The 19,287-nt window shown below is 37.2% G+C and carries 12 protein-coding genes; 11 read left to right on the top strand and 1 reads right to left on the bottom strand.

The window, feature by feature from the left end; genetic code table 11:
• Window positions 1-113 precede the first annotated feature (113 nt).
• The 11 genes from gyrB (at window position 114) to tsaE (ending at window position 18,252) form a co-directional block, all read left to right on the top strand.
• Window positions 114-2,546 (top strand): DNA topoisomerase (ATP-hydrolyzing) subunit B, encoded by a 2,433-nt coding sequence (gyrB, locus tag ACFILW_RS01380; RefSeq protein ID WP_375622025.1) that lies wholly within the window; start codon window positions 114-116, stop codon window positions 2,544-2,546.
• 118 nt (window positions 2,547-2,664) lie between these two features.
• Window positions 2,665-3,447 (top strand): bifunctional demethylmenaquinone methyltransferase/2-methoxy-6-polyprenyl-1,4-benzoquinol methylase UbiE, encoded by a 783-nt coding sequence (gene ubiE, locus ACFILW_RS01385; RefSeq protein WP_375622026.1) that lies wholly within the window; start codon window positions 2,665-2,667, stop codon window positions 3,445-3,447.
• A 2-nt stretch (window positions 3,448-3,449) separates the two neighbouring features.
• Window positions 3,450-5,036, top strand: a complete 1,587-nt coding sequence (ubiB, locus tag ACFILW_RS01390) for a 2-polyprenylphenol 6-hydroxylase (RefSeq protein WP_375622027.1) — start codon at window positions 3,450-3,452, stop codon at window positions 5,034-5,036.
• A 69-nt stretch (window positions 5,037-5,105) separates the two neighbouring features.
• Window positions 5,106-6,527 carry a bifunctional phosphopantothenoylcysteine decarboxylase/phosphopantothenate--cysteine ligase CoaBC gene (gene coaBC / locus ACFILW_RS01395; RefSeq protein ID WP_375684955.1) on the top strand — a complete coding sequence of 474 codons (1,422 nt, stop codon included), beginning with the start codon at window positions 5,106-5,108 and terminating at the stop codon, window positions 6,525-6,527.
• A 1,591-nt stretch (window positions 6,528-8,118) separates the two neighbouring features.
• A complete protein-coding gene (locus ACFILW_RS01400) occupies window positions 8,119-8,838 on the top strand; it encodes a sulfate transporter family protein (protein WP_375622029.1) in 720 nt (239 codons plus the stop codon).
• A 985-nt stretch (window positions 8,839-9,823) separates the two neighbouring features.
• Entirely contained in the window at window positions 9,824-10,744 is a 921-nt protein-coding gene (accD, locus tag ACFILW_RS01405; RefSeq protein WP_375684956.1) for an acetyl-CoA carboxylase, carboxyltransferase subunit beta, read from the top strand.
• A 4-nt stretch (window positions 10,745-10,748) separates the two neighbouring features.
• Window positions 10,749-12,068 carry a bifunctional folylpolyglutamate synthase/dihydrofolate synthase gene (locus ACFILW_RS01410; RefSeq protein WP_375684957.1) on the top strand — a complete coding sequence of 440 codons (1,320 nt, stop codon included), beginning with the start codon at window positions 10,749-10,751 and terminating at the stop codon, window positions 12,066-12,068.
• Between the two features lie 43 nt (window positions 12,069-12,111).
• Window positions 12,112-13,110, top strand: coding sequence for a complex I NDUFA9 subunit family protein (locus tag ACFILW_RS01415; RefSeq protein ID WP_375685007.1), 999 nt, complete (start codon window positions 12,112-12,114; stop codon window positions 13,108-13,110).
• 713 nt (window positions 13,111-13,823) lie between these two features.
• Entirely contained in the window at window positions 13,824-15,221 is a 1,398-nt protein-coding gene (ahcY, locus tag ACFILW_RS01420) for an adenosylhomocysteinase (RefSeq protein WP_375645649.1), read from the top strand.
• A gap of 34 nt (window positions 15,222-15,255) precedes the next feature.
• The gene (locus ACFILW_RS01425) at window positions 15,256-17,721 is read left to right on the top strand and encodes a PAS-domain containing protein (RefSeq protein ID WP_375645648.1); all 2,466 of its coding nucleotides are present in this window, start codon (window positions 15,256-15,258) and stop codon (window positions 17,719-17,721) included.
• Window positions 17,722-17,772: 51 nt separating this feature from the next.
• On the top strand, window positions 17,773-18,252 hold the full coding sequence (tsaE, locus tag ACFILW_RS01430) for a tRNA (adenosine(37)-N6)-threonylcarbamoyltransferase complex ATPase subunit type 1 TsaE (protein ID WP_375645647.1): 480 nt from the start codon (window positions 17,773-17,775) through the stop codon (window positions 18,250-18,252).
• A gap of 708 nt (window positions 18,253-18,960) precedes the next feature.
• Here tsaE and trxA read toward each other — a convergent pair.
• Window positions 18,961-19,284 carry a thioredoxin gene (gene trxA / locus ACFILW_RS01435; protein WP_375645645.1) on the bottom strand — a complete coding sequence of 108 codons (324 nt, stop codon included), beginning with the start codon at window positions 19,282-19,284 and terminating at the stop codon, window positions 18,961-18,963.
• Between the last annotated feature and the right edge of the window lie 3 nt (window positions 19,285-19,287).

Raw genomic sequence — 19,287 nt, forward strand, 5'->3', positions numbered from 1 at the left:
CTGATATACGGTAAATGTTTAATGTGGTTATTCCATAAATAACTGATCAGAACATTGAGCTTTAAAAAAAGCGGATAAAATATTGTAAATTGAACACAGGAATGGACTAACTTATGAGTGATGAAATAACCTCACCAGCACAAAGCAATGACTATGATGCCGCGTCTATCAAAGTTCTCAAAGGTCTTGATGCTGTACGCAAACGTCCTGGTATGTATATCGGTGATACTGATGATGGATCGGGTTTACACCATATGGTCTATGAAGTTGTAGACAATGCTATCGATGAAGCTTTAGCAGGTCATGCTACTCTTGTAAACGTCACACTCCATGCTGATGGTTCTTGTTCTGTTCGTGATAATGGACGTGGAATTCCGACAGATATTCATCCAACAGAAGGTATTTCTGCCGCTGAAGTTATTATGACACAGCTTCATGCCGGCGGAAAATTTGATCAAAACTCTTATAAAGTTTCAGGTGGATTGCACGGTGTTGGTGTTTCTGTTGTGAATGCATTATCCGTTTGGCTTAAATTGCAAATCAAACGCAATGGTAAAGTTCATGCAATATCATTTACCCACGGGGTGGCTGATGCTCCATTAAAAGTTGTTGGCGATTGCGATCAAGAAAGTGGAACAGAAATCAGATTTTTACCAAGCTCTGAAACCTTTACTATGGTTGAATTTGATTTCGAAACTTTGGAGCGCCGTTTACGGGAATTGGCCTTTCTAAATTCTGGGGTTCATATTCTTCTTGTTGACGAGCGTCATGCTGATATTCAATCAGTTGAATTGCATTATGAAGGTGGATTAACGGAGTTTGTCAAATATATTGACCAATCAAAAAAAGCTCTCCTTGATAATCCCATTTATATTGCAAGTGAAAAGGATGGTATGAGCGTTGATGTTGCCCTATGGTGGAACGATTCCTATCATGAAAAGGTTTTGTGTTTTACCAATAATATTCCTCAGCGTGATGGTGGAACTCATTTGATAGGTTTTAGAAGTGCTCTTACACGCCAAATTAATGGCTATGCTGAATCTTCAGGTATTGCCAAAAAAGAAAAAGTGAACTTAACCGGTGATGACTGCCGTGAAGGATTAACAGCTATTCTTTCTGTCAAAGTTCCTGATCCGAAATTTTCTTCACAAACAAAGGACAAATTGGTTTCTTCTGAAGTGCGCCCTATTGTTGAAAATTTGGTCAATGAAGGGCTTTCGATATGGCTGGAAGAACATCCTAATGAAGCAAAGCTTCTCATTAGTAAAGTGGTGGAAGCTGCAACAGCACGTGAAGCAGCACGCAAAGCACGTGAACTCACAAGGCGAAAAGGAGCGCTTGATATCACTTCTCTACCAGGAAAGCTTGCCGATTGCCAAGAACGTGATCCTGCAAAATCAGAAATCTTTATTGTTGAGGGGGATTCAGCTGGGGGGTCAGCAAAAAGTGGGCGTTCTCGTCAAAATCAAGCAATTTTACCCCTCCGTGGTAAAATCCTCAATGTAGAACGAGCACGTTTCGACCGCATGCTCTCATCTGATATGATCGGAACACTTATTACAGCTCTTGGAACGTCTATCGGTAAAGATGAATTTTCACCGGATAAATTACGTTATCATAAGATTATTATCATGACAGATGCGGACGTTGATGGAGCCCATATTCGTACTCTTCTACTCACTTTCTTTTTTAGACAAATGCCTGAATTGATTGAACGTGGACATCTTTATATTGCTCAGCCTCCTCTTTATAAAGTATCGCGTGGAAAATCTTCCCAATATATTAAAAATGAAGCAGCGTTTGAAGAATTCTTGATCGATACTGGATTAGAAGAAACAGCGCTTGAGCTTTCAACGGGAGAAGTTCGTGCAGGGGCTGATTTGTATCAACTCGCGAAAGATGCTCGTATATTACGTCAGCTTTTAAATGGTCTTCATACCCGTTATGACCGCAATATTGTTGAGCAAGCAGCAATTGTTGGTGCTTTTAATCTTGAAGTCTTTGCAACACAAGAAAAAGCGCAAAAAATAGCAGATACTGTAGCACACCGCCTTAATCTGATTGCTGATGATATGGAACAAGGTTGGAGTGGACGATATACAGAAGATGGAAGTTTATGTTTTGAGCGTATTTTGCGTGGTGTTAAAGATGTTGTTACGCTTGATGTGGGACTTATAAATTCAACTGACGCACGTCAAATTGATCGCATTTCCCAAAATTTTCTCGACATATATCATCCTCCTGTTCTTTTACGTCGCAAAGATAAAACAGAGCATATTTTTGGTCCTATGAGCCTTTTAGAGAGCATTTTTACAAACGGTAAAAAAGGTGTTACTCTTCAACGTTATAAAGGTCTTGGGGAAATGAATGCTGAACAACTTTGGGAAACAACGCTTGATCCCAATGCACGTTCTCTTTTACAAGTAAAAATTAATGATGCAACCGATGCAGATTCACTCTTTTCTCGTCTCATGGGTGATGAAGTTGAACCTAGACGTATTTTTATTCAAGACAATGCCTTAAGCGTTGCCAATCTTGATATCTAAAGGTACTCTTCTGTTTTTGGCTGTGTAAATGTCGTAGTTTTATACGTTGTTTTTTCGTAGTTGAACATTCCCTCTCTATTTCATTTACGATAAAAGAAAAATAAGGAAGATCATATACATGGCAATTGAAACAGAACGTGTAGGAACTAAGGGTGGTATGGAGCACTCTTTTGGTTTTACAAGAGTAGATGAAACACAAAAACAATCCATGGTGGATGGTGTATTTCATTCTGTCGCTGAAAATTATGACAAGATGAATGATATCTTATCCTTAGGGCTACACCGTGTGTGGAAAAACTCCATGATTGCTTGGCTTTCCCCACCAGCACTTTCTCATTGGAAAGTTCTTGATGTCGCTGGCGGTACAGGTGATATTGCTTTTCGTATTCTTAATGCTTCACGCCAAAAAGCCCATGCTACAGTGCTTGATATTAATGGCTCAATGCTCAGCGTTGGCAAAAAACGCGCACAAAAAAATGGTCTTGCCCCTCTGATTGATTTTGTTGAAGCCAATGCAGAAAATCTCCCCTTTGAAGATCAAAGCTTTGATGCTTACACGATTGCTTTTGGAATTCGCAATGTTCCTCATATTGATCAAGCTCTTAGAGAAGCTTTTCGTGTTTTAAAGCCCGGTGGACGTTTCTTATGTTTAGAATTTTCAAATGTCGAAATGCCTCTGTTGGATAAAATTTATGATCTTTGGTCTTTCCATGCTATCCCTAAGCTTGGTCAATTTATTGCAAATGATGGCGATGCTTATCGTTATTTGGTTGAATCTATCCGCAAATTTCCTAAGCAAGATGATTTTGCCCATATGATCAAGCATGCGGGGTTTTCGCGGATATCATACCGCAATCTCACCGGTGCGATTGCAGCGCTGCATTCAGGTTGGAAAATTTAAAAATGGTGCAAATTTCCCCTTACTTTCAATTGATGCGTGCAGGATGGGTTTTAACGCGTGAAGGTGTTTTAAGTGCTCTTCCTCATGATGATCTTCAAGGATTTCCAGCGCTATGTCATCGTATAGCGAGTGCATTAGCACGACGCAAAACAAAAAAGAAACAGCGATCTGAAAATATTTCGTATGCCATTAATAAGCTTGGACCCTCTTACATAAAACTTGGTCAATTTCTTGCAACAAGGCCTGATATTGTCGGCCGTGATATTGCGGAAGATTTATCACAACTACAAGATCGCGTCCAAACATTTTCTTGCACCGCCGCTATTGCTCAAATTGAAAGTTCTCTTGGTCGCTCTATTGATGATTTATTCATAAACTTTTATCCCCCTATTGCCGCCGCTTCTATTGCTCAAGTTCATCCAGCTGAATACAGTGATGAAACTGGCCATAAGAAAAAATGTGCTGTAAAAGTTATTCGTCCCAATATCAGAGCACGTTTTTCTAAAGATCTTAGAGGATTCTATCTCATTGCTCATTTACAAGAGCGCTATATCCCTGCCTCTCGAAGGCTTCGTCCTGTTTGTGTGGTGGATACTTTAGCACAAACAACACGGCTTGAAATGGATTTACGCCTAGAAGCAGCAGCTATATCTGAAATGGCTGAAAATATTCAACATGATACAGGCTTTCGGGTTCCACGTATTGACTGGGAACGGACAGGACGTAATGTCCTTACAATGGAATGGATTGATGGTATAAGAATATCCGAAATTTCCAAACTTAAAGAAGCTGGATTTGATTTGAAAGCGCTCGCTATTACGCTTATTCAATCTTTTCTTCGCCATACACTGCGCGATGGTTTTTTTCACGCCGATATGCATCCTGGTAATTTATTTGTAGATGAAAAAGGATGTATTGTTGCTGTTGATCTAGGCATTACAGGAAGGCTTGGCAAAAAAGAAAAGCATTTCCTTGCTGAAATTCTTTACGGCTTTATTACCCGCGATTACCATCGGGTTGCACGTGCCCATTTTGAAGCAGGTTATGTTCCTTCACACCATAATATTGAAAGCTTTGCACAAGCCAACCGCGCTATTGGCGAACCAATTCACGGACAATCAGCGCAAAGCATTTCCATGGCTAAATTGCTCACTTTATTGTTTGAAGTCACTGAATTGTTTGACATGCAAACGCGACCTGAACTTTTATTGCTGCAAAAAACGATGGTTGTCGTGGAAGGTGTTGCCCGCACATTAGACCCCACTTTTAATATGTGGAAAGCTTCTGAACCCGTTGTCAAAGAATGGATTAGTAAAAATTTAGGACCCGTAGGCGTTGCAAAAGACTTTAGTGAAGGAGCACAAGCTCTCCTTTCTCTGGCACGCAAAACACCACAATTGGTTCAAAATTTCCAACGGATAGAAGAAGATTTCAATCAAATGAGAAAAACAGGTTTTAATCTTTCTCCTGCTACCCTAAAACAACTTGCTGTGGAACAAAGTCGTAGAAACCGTTATGGTCGTTATAGTCTTTTCATCATTGCACTTTGTTGCGCTTTTCTTACTTTTTACTTTTTTCATCTTTTCTAATCTCCTTGATATGTTAAAAATATCAACAATGAAATCATTGCAATCATTTTTATTTCTTGGAGGTATTTTATGGCCAGTATTACCATTCGTAACCTGTCTCCTGAGACCAAAGAAGCTTTACGCGTACGCGCCGCGCAAAATGGTATTTCTATGGAAGAAGAAGTCCGACGCCTTTTAAGCAACCCCACTCCTCTCACCATACAACCCCTTTATGCTAGCGCTGTTGAATCGCAATCATTGAAATCAAAATCACTTCTTCTTATTATTGGTGGAAGTATTGCATCCTATAAAGCACTTGATCTGATTCGCCGCTTACAAGAACGTGGAGCACACTTAAAAGTCGTGATGACAAAAGCAGCGCAAAAATTTATTACGCCTTTAGCCGCTGAAGCTTTAAGCGGTGGTACTGTATATACTGATTTATTTTCACGCGAAGAAGAACACGATATCGGACATATCCGATTAGCACGTGATGCTGACCTGATTATTTTAGCTCCTGCTACAGCCAACCGTATTGCAAAAATAGCCAATGGCATAGGAGATGATCTGGCTGATTGCATTCTTTTAGCGGCACGCTGCCCACTCTTGATTGCACCCGCCATGAATCCGTCCATGTGGGTGCATCCAGCAACTATTCGTAATGTTGCACAATTGCATGCAGATGGCGTTCATATCATTGGACCAGAAATCGGAAATATGGCTGAACGTGACGAGATAGGATATGGACGTATGAGCGAACCTTTAACCATTGTCGCTGCCATAGAGAATCTTTTGAATGGGCATGAAAAACCTCTCTCTGACCGCCATTTCATCGTTACCTCTGGCCCTACCCATGAACCTATTGATCCAGTGCGTTATATTGCTAATCGGTCTTCAGGTAAACAAGGTCATGCCATCGCAACCGCTCTTGCACATTTGGGTGCAAAAGTAACACTTATTTGTGGACCTGTTAATCTTGCAGACCCACAAGAAGTAAAAATCATTCATGTTGAAACAGCACAACAGATGTTACAAGCCGTTCAAACCGCATTGCCTGCTGATGGTGCCATTTTTGTTGCCGCTGTTTGTGACTGGCGCAGTCAAACGCAGTCTTTACACAAAATTAAAAAGGATGCTCATAAAACACCACCATCCCTTCATATGGTTGAAAATCCTGACATTTTAGCAACGATTGGACACGCTCCAAACCGTCCTTCATTGGTCATTGGTTTTGCTGCTGAAACATGTGATATCATTGCTAATGCGCAAAAGAAATGTGTTGAAAAAGGAGCTGATTTCATTCTTGCTAATGATATTTCTCTTCAACTAGATGGTACAAGTGTCATGGGTTCTGATACAAATCAAGTTTATCTCGTGAGTAGAGAAAAAGTTGAACAATGGCAACATATGAGTAAACAACACGTAGCGCAAAAATTAGCAAACGTGATTGTATCATTTTTTGCCCCCCAAACACCTACTCCTCATGAGGGAAATATACCACTTTGCAAATAATAACTCTTCAAACGCGTTGATATTAAAACACCTTATAAAATAGAACTGACAATAGGTATCTATCTCTATTAGTATATAATATTTTGATTTATAATGATAATCTAGCATTGTTCATATTAAATTAGAATCCCAAATATCGTAAGATTCTCTCATTTCAACTCTCTCTCATGTTGAAACAATAAAAATCATTTTCTTGCACATTGCAAACAAGGACAACCGTATAAATACAAAACGTTTGAGAAAGGACTATCGCCCTATAATGAACCGTTTCAAAAGCTAAGACTTGTCGCAACATTGAGGGTAAGTATATGATGTGCCAGCATGCTCTTTTGTTAAGCATAAAGATAGTGGCTACCCCCTTAAGTTTTATAATCTTCATGGGAGCCTTATCCTTATACAATTCACGGGCACTGTTGCGAAATGGGGGTGACGAGCGTTGAGAGATGTTTCTTAAAAAAATCTCATCTTACCCTAACCTTCATAAAAAATAGAATCTTTGCACCCCTGTCTCTCCAGCTTATAAAAAACAAGCTGGAATCATCGTTTGCTATCCTTCAGTTTTAAGAAAGCTCTTGCATTGAGGAAAATTTATAAAAAGCATTTTTTTCTTAAATGTTTTTTATCTCTATATTTGTCCTATTTATGATGTGCAAATAAATGATTGTTTTGATTTTGACAGTGAAGATTTAATTTCCATATTGGTGATTCTTATTCAAATTAAAGATGATAAATTCTCTTCATAAATTAATGGTGTTATTATCTAAAAATTATTTGATACAGTGCACCACTTGTATGAAAAGTGCTTCAATGAATTCTTACTTTATTGCACTTATAGCTCTTAAAGTTCAAAATCTCATCATTTTTAAGCATCAGTGACATCTCTCTTTCTTTACTTCTTCTCAAAAAACTGCCTGTTATGAAATACTTATAGTTAATCGTTTGAAATTTTTTATTTTCCTATTGTGATATTACATGAATCATTCTGTTGCCTAAAATCAGAATATTTCCGTAACTAATACGTAAACTTTACCCTTATTCCATTAACCTCAATAGTATTTTAAATAGACGCGAAAACCAAGATGCGCCATGCCAAGCGATAAAAAAGTACAGATTAGGATATCGTGCAAAACAAATTAAGGATATAGATAAACGAAATTAGGCAGCGATACTGGATAAATGGAAGTAAAAAACTTCCCCCTCAATATCTCCTACCACCTTAATTTTTTTTATATACATTATGTAAACGCAATAAGCTAAACTCTGTACAAAGATATTTAAAAGTTCTTCTACAACAGCTGCTTCTTACATTTTTCTCGTTTTTTTAAACCTAAAATTTCTATTAATTGAAATTTTATTTTAAACGAAGAAGCCTTAGTTATTTTTTATTTTATCCATTCTATAAAAAGAATTTAGCCTGATTTTAATAATAATATAAAAGTGAAAAATTCTCTTTTTTTACAAAATAATATCGATGTATTTCTTTAGTGTTAGTGAAAATAGCTCTTATAATTCAAGAAAGAAAAAATTACACTGTACATTCTTTAAATATATTTCTTGTTTTTTTTTGCTTCTTTCCTTAGTTTATTAATCTATGATTTTTACTGCTGCTTATCGTGCTTTACAACGTCTTCTGACCTCGCAATATCGTACTATGATACTGAAAGCATTAGGGGTTACTTTTTTCATTCTCACCATTTTATGGTTATGTGTGCACCAACTTTTTGTGTCTTACTTTTGGCCCTGGATTGCTCAATTTCTTCCTGGACTTCCTAGTTGGGCGGGATGGATTGGTTTTAGCATGCTTATCATCTTTAACCTTGGGTTGGCTCTTTTGTTGGCTTTTTTGATTGCACCCATCACAGCTATGATTGGTGGTTTTTTCATTGATTCTGCTGCTGAAATCATTGAAAAGGAGGATTATCCAAACGAGCCTATTGGACAAGCTTTGTCATTTAAGCGTTCTCTTATTATTTCCTTTAAATTTGTTATTTTAAGCCTTCTTGGGAATGGAATTGCTTTTATTTTATTCTTCATACCAGGTGTTAATTTGATTGCTTTTTATGTTATTAATGGTTATTTGCTTGGTCACGAATATTTCTTGTTTGCTGCTTACCGTTTTCGAACAGAGCAAAATGCGCGTGCTTTTTTACATACTCATTACACAACGGTTTTTGGTGCAGGATTATTGATAGCGCTTTTTGTTTCGATTCCAATTCTTAATTTAGCAACACCGCTTTTTGCAGCCGCCTTTATGACATATTTACATAAAATGCTTTCCCAAAAAACCATAGCACGCATTACACAAAAATAATGCTCCTTAACTTTAAGCGAATCAAACCTGCCAGTAAAAAAAGCATATGATAAAATTTTATGCTTTTCCTTTTATTAAGGCAACATATTGATCTATAACGATAATTTATTATTTTACAACATAAGTAAAAAACTAAATATTATGCGGTTTTCTCATTTTAATCCTATTCATATTGGATCAATTGAAATCGTTTATTAATATGTACAAGCAGAGTTGGTGTGTGGACAAAAGCACTTAAAAAAGTGTAAAATACTTTTCATGACCCCTCTTAAATGCAAGAATTATTGTCACATTGGAAACTGGCAAAGAGTAGGGTGATCGGTTTGTACCTTATATTTCAGTAAAAATGGAGAGCATAATGTATTTTATACCATTCATGGAGAGTATATACTCTTTATGAGCACCGTCATAAGAGTGTTTTGGGAATTATTGAAAGATATCTGTGTAAAACAAGCACATAGTAATATAATAGTATTTTGAGCGTATTCAATTTTAATTGTAAAAAGCGCGCGCTTTAAAGAGACCTTTTGAAAAAAATCTTGCTCTGATGTTAGCGTTTCGCTAATATAGCGTTATCATATCCATTATCTTTATGGATTATTTTAGCCTTGTTAGCGCCTTATATTATAAGGTTTCTTTTTTTTCAAAACTGTTGATACGAATGATTAATTGGATATTCATTTTTATTAAAAAATAAGGCGTTTGTTAACCATCGCAAGGAGTAAATTTTAATACCAAAGTAAAAAATAAAAACATGTAAGTTCTTAAAACTTATGAGAAATTTGTTATAGGGAATACTCTTTATGATACATATGATTGTTATGATATGGGGAAATTAAAAAATTAAAAAACAAGCTATACGCACACTAATAAAAGTATTAAATAGACTTCTTTGTTCAACCGGCAAAGCAAATGTGACTGCTTAAGTTCTATATTTTTTCAAATCATGCAAAAGATGTATAATATTTAAAGGAAGGCTATAAAGATGAACTGGATTACGAATTATGTTCGTCCTAAAATTAACTCTATATTGGGACGCCGTGAAATTCCAGAAAATCTATGGATTAAAGATCCTACCAGTGGTGAAATGATCTTCCATAAAGATCTGGAAGCCAATCAATTTGTGGCTCCCAATTCTGGCTATCATATGCGTATCAGTGCTAAAAATCGTCTCATGCATTTTTTTGATGATGGTGTTTATACAACTCTTGAAAATCCAAAAGTTGTAACAGACCCTTTAAAATTTCGTGACGAAAAACGCTATATTGACCGGTTAAAAGATTATCGTTCTAAACTTGGTGTTGATGACAATATTTTAAGTGCACGCGGCACGATTGAGGGTTTTCCAATTATTGTAACCGTTCAAGATTTCGCCTTTATGGGTGGATCACTCGGTATGGCTTCAGGAGAAGCTATTATCAAAGCTTTCGATACTGCTATTGCTGAAAGACGTCCGCTGGTTCTTTTTGCTGCTTCTGGTGGTGCACGCATGCAAGAAGGAACACTGTCATTGATGCAAATGCCCCGTACAACAGTAGCGATTGAAATGTTGAAAGAAGCAAAACTTCCCTATATTGTCGTGCTGACCAATCCAACCACCGGTGGTGTTACTGCTTCTTACGCCATGCTTGGTGATATTCACATTGCCGAACCTGGCGCTATGATTGGTTTTGCTGGTCCACGTGTGATTCAACAAACTATACGCGAAACTCTACCAGAAGGTTTTCAAAGTAGTGAATATCTGCTTGAACATGGTATGATTGATATGGTTGTATCGCGTTTAGAAATGAAAACAACCATTGCACGTCTTTTACGCTTGATGATGAAACGCCCTGCTGTTTTTCATCCTTCCGATCCATCCCCAACAGACTCTCAAACATCGCTTTCTACAACAAAAGCAGCTTAAATTCATGCAACAAAACCAAGTACAAAAGGTGGTAGATGGTTTACTGAAAAATTATCCGAAAAAATTTGATCTTTCTTTAGAGCGTATTGTTCACCTTTTAGAGCGTCTTGGTAATCCACATTTAAAACTTGCACCTGTTATTCACATCGCTGGAACAAATGGCAAAGGATCTGCCTCAGCAATTTGCCGTGCTCTTTTGGAAAGTGCAGGCTACCGCGTTCATGTCTATAGCTCACCTCATCTCGTCAACTGGAATGAACGTTGCCGATTAGGTCAAAAAGGAAGTGGTCAATTTGTTACAGAGAGCCAATTGGCTGAAACAATCCGTGAAATTATAAAAGTAAATCATCAAGAACCAATTACTATTTTTGAAATTTTTACAGCCGCTGCCTTTATGCTGTTTAGTGTACATCCAGCTGATGTAGTCATTCTAGAAGTTGGATTGGGAGGACGTTTTGATGCTACCAATGTCGTTAACAAACCAGCTGTATCGCTTATTATGCCCATTGATTATGATCATGAGATCTTTCTTGGAAATACAATTGCTCAAATCGCTTTTCAAAAAGGAGGGATTATCAAACCAAACGTTCCTGTGGTTATCGGGAAGCAAAACTATCAAGAAACTCTTGCTACTTTAATACCCCTTGCCGATAAAAATAAAGCATCTTATTCTCTATGTGATCAAGATTATCAAAGCTATAAAGAACATGGACGTATGGTTTTTCAAAACAATCAAGGTCTCATGGATCTCCCCCTTCCTAACCTTATTGGAGACCACCAAATTGCCAATGCTGGTGCATCTCTTGAAGCAGTCTATCAAGCGGGTTTTCAACTTTCAGAACAAACCATAAAGGATGCTTTGAAAAATATTTATTGGCCCGCACGAATGCAACATCTTACTCATGGACATTTAGTTGATCAACTGTCTCCTAATATTGATTTATGGTTGGATGGAGGTCATAATCCTGCTGCAGGAAAAGTTATTGCAGCAGAACTTACACAATGGAGAAAAAAAACAGACCGTCCCATTATTATGATTGCTGGCATGCTTAATACCAAAGATGCTGTAGGTTATTTTCGTCCTTTAGCTAACCTTGTCGATAAAGTATATACGATACCGCTGCGTGACAATAATGCCAGTATCTCTCCAACAAACTTAGCTGAATCAGCCCAAAAAGTAGGAATCCTTGCTGCCCCAAAAGCGCACCTACAAGATGCTTTGCATAAGATGAAGAAGGAATATAAAGAAGCGATTGTTCTTATTGGTGGTTCTCTTTATCTTGCGGGCGATATTTTGCGTGACAATAAAACACCACCATGCTAAAAATTAGCCATTTTTAAAACTTTGAAAGATAGACTTTTTGATCATGCGACTTGATTGTGCACTTTATCAACATCCTAAACTCATTACTGTTTTTGGCGGATCTGGTTTTGTAGGACGGCATGTCGTTGAAACTTTGACTAAGCAGGGATATCGCGTTCGCATCGCTGTTCGTTGTCCACAAAAAGCTTATTACATGCTTCAAATAGGAGAAGTAGGACAAACCCAAATGCTTAAAACAGATATCAAGCATCGTGCTTCTGTTGCACGCGCATTGCTTGGAGCTGATGCAGCAGTGTTTTTGCCTGGTAGCTTAAAACAAGCAAATCAATCGAATTTTAAAAACACACAAATTGATGGTGTTTACAATGTTGCTGAATTAACAGCAGAAACTGGTATTCCGCTCATCTATATGTCAACACTTGTGGCTAACGAGAATGCTTCATGTTTTTATGCACGTGTTAAGTTTATGGGTGAGCAAATCATTCATAACAAGCATCCTCAGGCAATTATTATCCGTCCATCCGTTATCTTTGGACCAGAGGATTGTTTCTTTAACACCTTAGCTGATTTGTCGCGTTTTTTACCAATTATGCCTCTTTTTGGAGGTGGACAAAGTAAATTGCAACCCGTGTATGTTGGTGACGTTGCTGAGTTTATCGCACGCGCTTTAAATGGACAGGTTACTTGGGGAAAAAATTATGATCTTGGTGGTCCCCAAATTATCACCTTCCAAAATGCTCTTGAAAATATACTCAAAATCATTCATCGTAAAAAAACACTCCTATCCATGCCTCTTTCTGCCGGTCTATTGATTGGAGGAATTTTAGGAACAATTGGTAAACTGCCTTTTGTACCAACACTTGTAACAGCCAATCAGATACGCTTTTTGCAAATAGATAACATAGTTTCTCAAGAAGCTATTAAAAATGGATGTACTTTAGAAGGGGTGGGAATTACTCCCAGAGCAATGTCTGCATTCTTGCCAAGTTATCTCTGGCGATTTCGTCCACATGGTCAATTTTCCCAAAACCTACTCGTTTAGAACAAATCCTTCCAAAACTGAGTTAATTATTTGATTTATAATTCATAGCGCGTTGTTAGCGGTTTTAAAATCAGAGTGTTCAATAGAGTGATGTTTATACATTTTTAATGCTCTGTTCAGTATCACAAAAAATGTTTAATCGTATATCTATAGGATTTTGATAAAATCGTTGAAAACAGGAGAAAAGTACTTCTTATAAACTGTCTTTATCCAAGAGCAGCTGCAACATTGGAATCCTAAAGAACCGATTCTGAATTGCCTATTCATAAATATGATAATCTATGGCTTTGCATTATATTATTTTGCTAAAAAGCTTAATAATGCAATTCAAAGTAACTCTTCCTTTTTTAACAACCGCATAAGTGAGTAGAATACGAGTATATACTTTCGATATTATCCCATAAAAAATCGATATAAAAACTGTGAAGCACATGCACCATTTTTATTATTTAAAAGGTATTCCCTCTGGAGATTTTTAAAAGCTTTAAAGTTACGTGAAAAGGATAGAATTTTGTTTATATAATAAGACTTATCATGAAGATCTCTTATTCTGTCAGTAACATCATTACTCAGATCCATAAATGCATATTTGTTGCACAAATTTATGGAGATTTTAAAAGAGCTTTTTCACATAAAGAAGTCCTCTTCTTGTCTTGCATTTTTTTTTAATTTCTCCTACCGTCTTGGAAAAACTTATTTTAAAGGAATAAAGAATGGCAGCTCAAGATTTTGTTGTCAAAGATATTGCTCTTGCCGCTTATGGTCGTAAAGAACTTGACATTGCTGAAACTGAAATGCCTGGTTTGATGGCTTGTCGCAAGGAGTTTTCCTCTAGTCAGCCTTTGCGTGGAGCGCGTATTTCTGGCTCATTGCACATGACAATTCAAACAGCCGTTTTAATTGAAACATTAAAAGCGATTGGCGCCGATATACGATGGAGCTCTAGCAATATTTTTTCTACACAAGACCATGCAGCAGCAGCTATCGCCGCAACTGGTATTCCTGTATTCGCAGTTAAGGGTGAAACATTGGAAGAATATTGGACTTATATAGATGCAATCTTCCAATGGCCAGATGGTCATCCTTCCAATCTTATTTTAGATGATGGCGCTGATGCCACAAACTATATTTTAATGGGAAGTCGTGCAGAACAAAATAAAGATATCCTCTCGCATCCAAAAACAGAAGAAGAAGAAATTTTTTTCAAACAAATACAAAAACGTATGGATGCAACACCAGGATTTTTTACACGACAATGCACAGCAATCAAAGGTGTAAGTGAAGAAACTACAACAGGTGTAAACCGTCTTTATCAATTACAAAAAGAAGGGCTTCTCCCTTTTCCTGCTATTAATGTCAATGACAGCGTCACTAAATCAAAGTTTGATAATAAATATGGATGTAAAGAATCATTGGTCGATGGTATTCGACGTGGAACAGACGTGATGATCGCTGGTAAAACTGCCATTGTCTGTGGTTATGGTGATGTAGGAAAAGGTTCAGCAGCATCCCTTTCTGGTGCTGGAGCTCGTGTTAAAGTAACAGAAATTGACCCTATCTGTGCTCTTCAAGCAGCGATGGATGGCTATGAAGTTGTTAATTTGGATGATGATGCTTCCAGTGCTGATATTATCATCACCACAACAGGCAATAAAGATGTTGTTCGTTTAGACCATATGCGACAAGTAAAGGATATGTGTATTCTTGGAAATATTGGTCATTTTGATAACGAAATCCAAGTCGCTGCCCTTAGAAATTTGCCATGGACAAATATTAAACCACAAGTTGATATGATCACTTTTCCCGATGGAAAACGCATCATTTTGCTTTCTGAAGGACGTTTGTTAAACCTCGGGAATGCGACTGGGCATCCTTCTTTTGTCATGTCAGCCTCGTTTACTAATCAAGTTTTAGCGCAAATTGAACTTTTTACCCGTTCAGAACACTATACAAATGAAGTCACTGTTTTGCCTAAACATCTTGATGAAAAGGTTGCACGTCTACATCTTGATCGGTTAGGAATAAAATTAAGTGTTTTATCAGAAGAACAAGCCGCTTATATTGGAGTCTCACCACAAGGACCTTATAAACCAAACCATTACCGTTACTAATACATTTCCTTGGATAAAAAAAGGGAAAGATGCCGTGTTCAGCTTTGGTGACTATAACCCCAAAGAAAAAGCTCAAAAAGAGATCCGAATCTATACGTATATATTTTGCCTTTTTTTCTTTTTTTCTCCAACATGCGCTGTTGCTCAGTCATTGGAAAGTTATTTACCATTTTCTTTCACTCTGCCCAATGGTCCATGGCTGCTTTTAGCGCTATGTGGGGGGATTTCTTGTGCTTCACTTCTCTCGTGTATGGCTGTTACCGTGCGTGCAAAAAAAGCAGCACAGAAACCTCTGAAGATAATTCAAGCAGATTTTTCTGAAAAACTTAAATATTATGAATGGCTTTTGGAAGAAACCGAACAATTCCTTCTCATTTGGGAAAATCCAACGACCTTACCCCGTGTAGTTGGTACCCTTTCCGCATTGCAAAAAATAGGAATTGATCAGCAAGATTTTCAGCGCTTTGAGCTTTGGGTTGAAGAAAATTCTCTGCGAGAACTTGACTATGCATTGACTCAACTCCGTTGTCAATGTCACCCTTTTGAACTTTCTATCACCACCACAAATAATGTGCTGCTACAAGTTACAGGGGTTATTGCAGGAACGGTCGCCATTGCTCGTTTTCAAGATATTTCAAAACAACAAAGTGAAAACGCTCGTTTACAGAAAGATATCGCCCGCCTTCTTACTGAACTGAGAATGCAGCGCAATCTTCTTGATCTTATTCAAGAACCCGTATGGATAAAAGATTGTGAAGGAAAAGTTTGTTTTATCAATCGCGCCTTTAGAGAGATGACAGATTTTCGTGAAGACAATGATGAAGTGGGGGATCTCTTCAATGAAAACACACAATGCAAAACAGGTAAAACAGAAACAATTTTTCAAGAACATGTTCATACAGTTATTAATGGAGAACGGCACCGTTTTCATCTCACACGGATTACAACGGCCGAGGGGATGGCAGCTTTTGCACGTGATGACAGCGCATATGAAAATCTTGCTCATGAATTAAAATATATTCTTAAAAGCCATTGTGAAACACTTGACCAAATCTCAACAGCTGTAGCCATTTTTGATACAAACCAAAAATTAAAATTTTGCAATCATGCTTTTAAAATTTTATGGCCGTTGGAGAGTTCCTTTTTAGAAAGTGAACCAAGCCATACTTTGTTTCTTGAACATTTGCGTGAAAAGGGGCTCATTGCTGAACACCCCGATTGGCGCGCGTGGAAAGAAGAACTCTTTAAAGCCTATCGGCAAACAGAATCAAACCAACAAATTTGGAATCTTCCAGATGGGCGTACGGTGCGTGTTGTCTCTAACCCTCATCCACAAGGAGGCGTCACTTGGCTTTACGAAAACCTTACTGAAAAAATTGATCTTGAACGCCGTTATAACACACTCATAAAAATACAAGGTGAAACACTTGATAAACTTTCCGAAGGCGTGGTTGTTTTTGGTACTGATGGACGCCTTCGTTTATCGAATCCTGCCTTGTCGAAATTGTGGTCGCTTCCTTACAATTTACTGGTAGAAGGAACCCATATTACACAGTTCCAAAGCCATTGTTCAACCTTAACATCGGGGCAAGAATGGGATGAGTTTACAAAATTCATTACCGGTTTTGCTGAAAAACGTGAAACATATTCGGGTCGTATAGATCTCAAAAATGATACGATTATTGACTATACTCTGGTCCCTCTTCCCGATGGGCAAACGATGCTTACTTTTGTGAATGTTACAGACACTGTTCATGTTGCACGTGCTCTTCAAGAAAAAAACGAAGCATTAGAAAGTGCTGATCGTTTGCGTAATGAATTTGTCCAACACGTTTCCTATGAATTGCGTACACCTCTCACCAATATTATTGGATTTTCTGATATTTTACGTGATCAAATTTTCGGTTCTATCAATGAACGTCAACAAGAATATCTCGGGCACATTCATTCAGAATCAGGAACTCTTTTAAATATTGTTAACGATATTCTTGATCTTGCCACCCTTGATGCAGGAATTATGGAGTTGGACATAAAATCGGTTAATATTGCCGATGCTATGATACAAGCAGTAGCACGTGTGGAAGATCGCCTTAATGGACGTCATATTACACTTTTACAACAAATTTCCCCTTCCTTAAACTCTATTTCTGCTGATGAAAAACGCTTGCATCAAATTTTTGTGAATGTCCTGAGTAATGCTATTAATTTCGCAACAGAAGCGAGTACTATTGAATTTTGCGTCGATGAAGAAGATGATAACATTGTCTTTAGCGTTCACAATGAGGGCTCTGACATTCCTGAAGACATTCTTGATCGTATTTTTAAACGTTTTTCTTCTCATTCACACCATGGTGGGCGTGCGGGAGCAGGTCTTGGCCTTTCCCTTGTGAAAAGTTTCGTTGAACTGCACGGTGGACATGTTGAAATTCTGACCGGTTCTGGAAAAGGAACAACCGTTAAATGTTTTTTCCCACTTCCCAAAGGAGATAAGATTTTTTAATTTTAGCCTTTATTATAATAAAAATTTTTCATCCATCTCATGGAACTCTTAATGAATTTTAGTTTTTTTCTTGAAAATGAAGAGGCCACAAAGCTTTTTGCACAAAATTTAGCTCTTTCTTTAAAGCCGGGAGATCTTGTAACGCTGCAAGGAGATCTTGGAACTGGAAAATCAACCATTGCACGCACAATCATCCAAACACTTGCAAACGATAACACTATGGATGTTCCAAGCCCTACTTTTACTCTTATGCAAAGCTATCAACTTCCACAGTTTGAAATTATTCATGCTGATCTTTATCGCCTTTCTATGGAAGAAGAAATTGATGAATTAGGGCTTTATGAAGCACACGAGAAAAACATTTTACTTGTCGAATGGCCAGAAAGAAGTGCAGCTCTTTTAGAGCTTTCCACTTTTGCACTTACCTTACAATATGAAATTCATGGGCGCCATGTAACAGTTAGATCAGCACAGCATTCCATTGAACGTTTGCAACAGTCTTTTGCAATCCATACATTTAAAAAAACATAGATATAATCATGAGCATCATCATTTTTTAGTTGGTAATATCTCAGGATATACCTATGAAATTTGAGATAATGAACAACATAAAGAAGTCCCTTATAAATGCTGCAACCATGAAGATGAAACTCTGACTCTTTCATATAACAATGACATAAATTGCAAAGGACATCCGTTAATTTATAGGAATTCATCAATTTATTTTAGAGAATGTTTTTTGCCTTTCATATTTTTGTTTAAGGCTTCGAAAAAAGTTTTTTGATTCTAGAGAATAGTATAAGAAAATTTTAAATTGAAGTGGTAACCCTTTAGAAGAACATTCTATAACCTGTAGTGAATTGCTTGTTTCTTTCTGCTTAAAAATTGTGAGCTTCAGAAAAGTAATTTGCAAAGTTTGTGCTTAAAATTTTCTTATTGCTAGAGTGGTATTTGCTTTTTTATGTGTTGGCCCCCTATCTTGATAGCCTTATCCAAGAAGAAAGACCTTTATGAAATTATCATTCACCCAATATTTTTGACGCGCATATAAGGAAAGAATTGCCTATATTCTTCATACAAAGCAATTTTTTATAAAAAATGATCAATTGAATCATGCATAACAGTGTGGATTCTTAAAATCATTTAAATTTTTGATTTAATTGAATTGCTATTATAGAATGTTTAAAAAAATCAAAGGAGAGACAAAACTTCTCTCCTTTATCGTTACTGTGTATGGCATCAACTAAGACCATTTTTTATCCACTCAGAAAGACGTCCTTTAGGAGCAGCGCCAATCATATTCGATGAAACATTTCCATTTTTAAACATTAATAATGTAGGGATAGAGCGCACTCCATATTGGGTAGCAAGTTCCGGATTTTCATCAATATTCACTTTGGCAATTTTAACTTGATTTTGCATTTCTATTGAAATTTCATCCAAAATCGGTGCAATCATTTTGCAAGGACCACACCATTCTGCCCAAAAATCAACCACAACAGGGGTGGAAGAAGTTAGAACTTCACTTTCGAAGTTGTCCTTATCAACTTTTATACATGTCATTGA

It is taken from the genome of Bartonella sp. TT110JLCBS (genome assembly GCF_042193405.1).
GTDB lineage: Bacteria > Pseudomonadota > Alphaproteobacteria > Rhizobiales > Rhizobiaceae > Bartonella.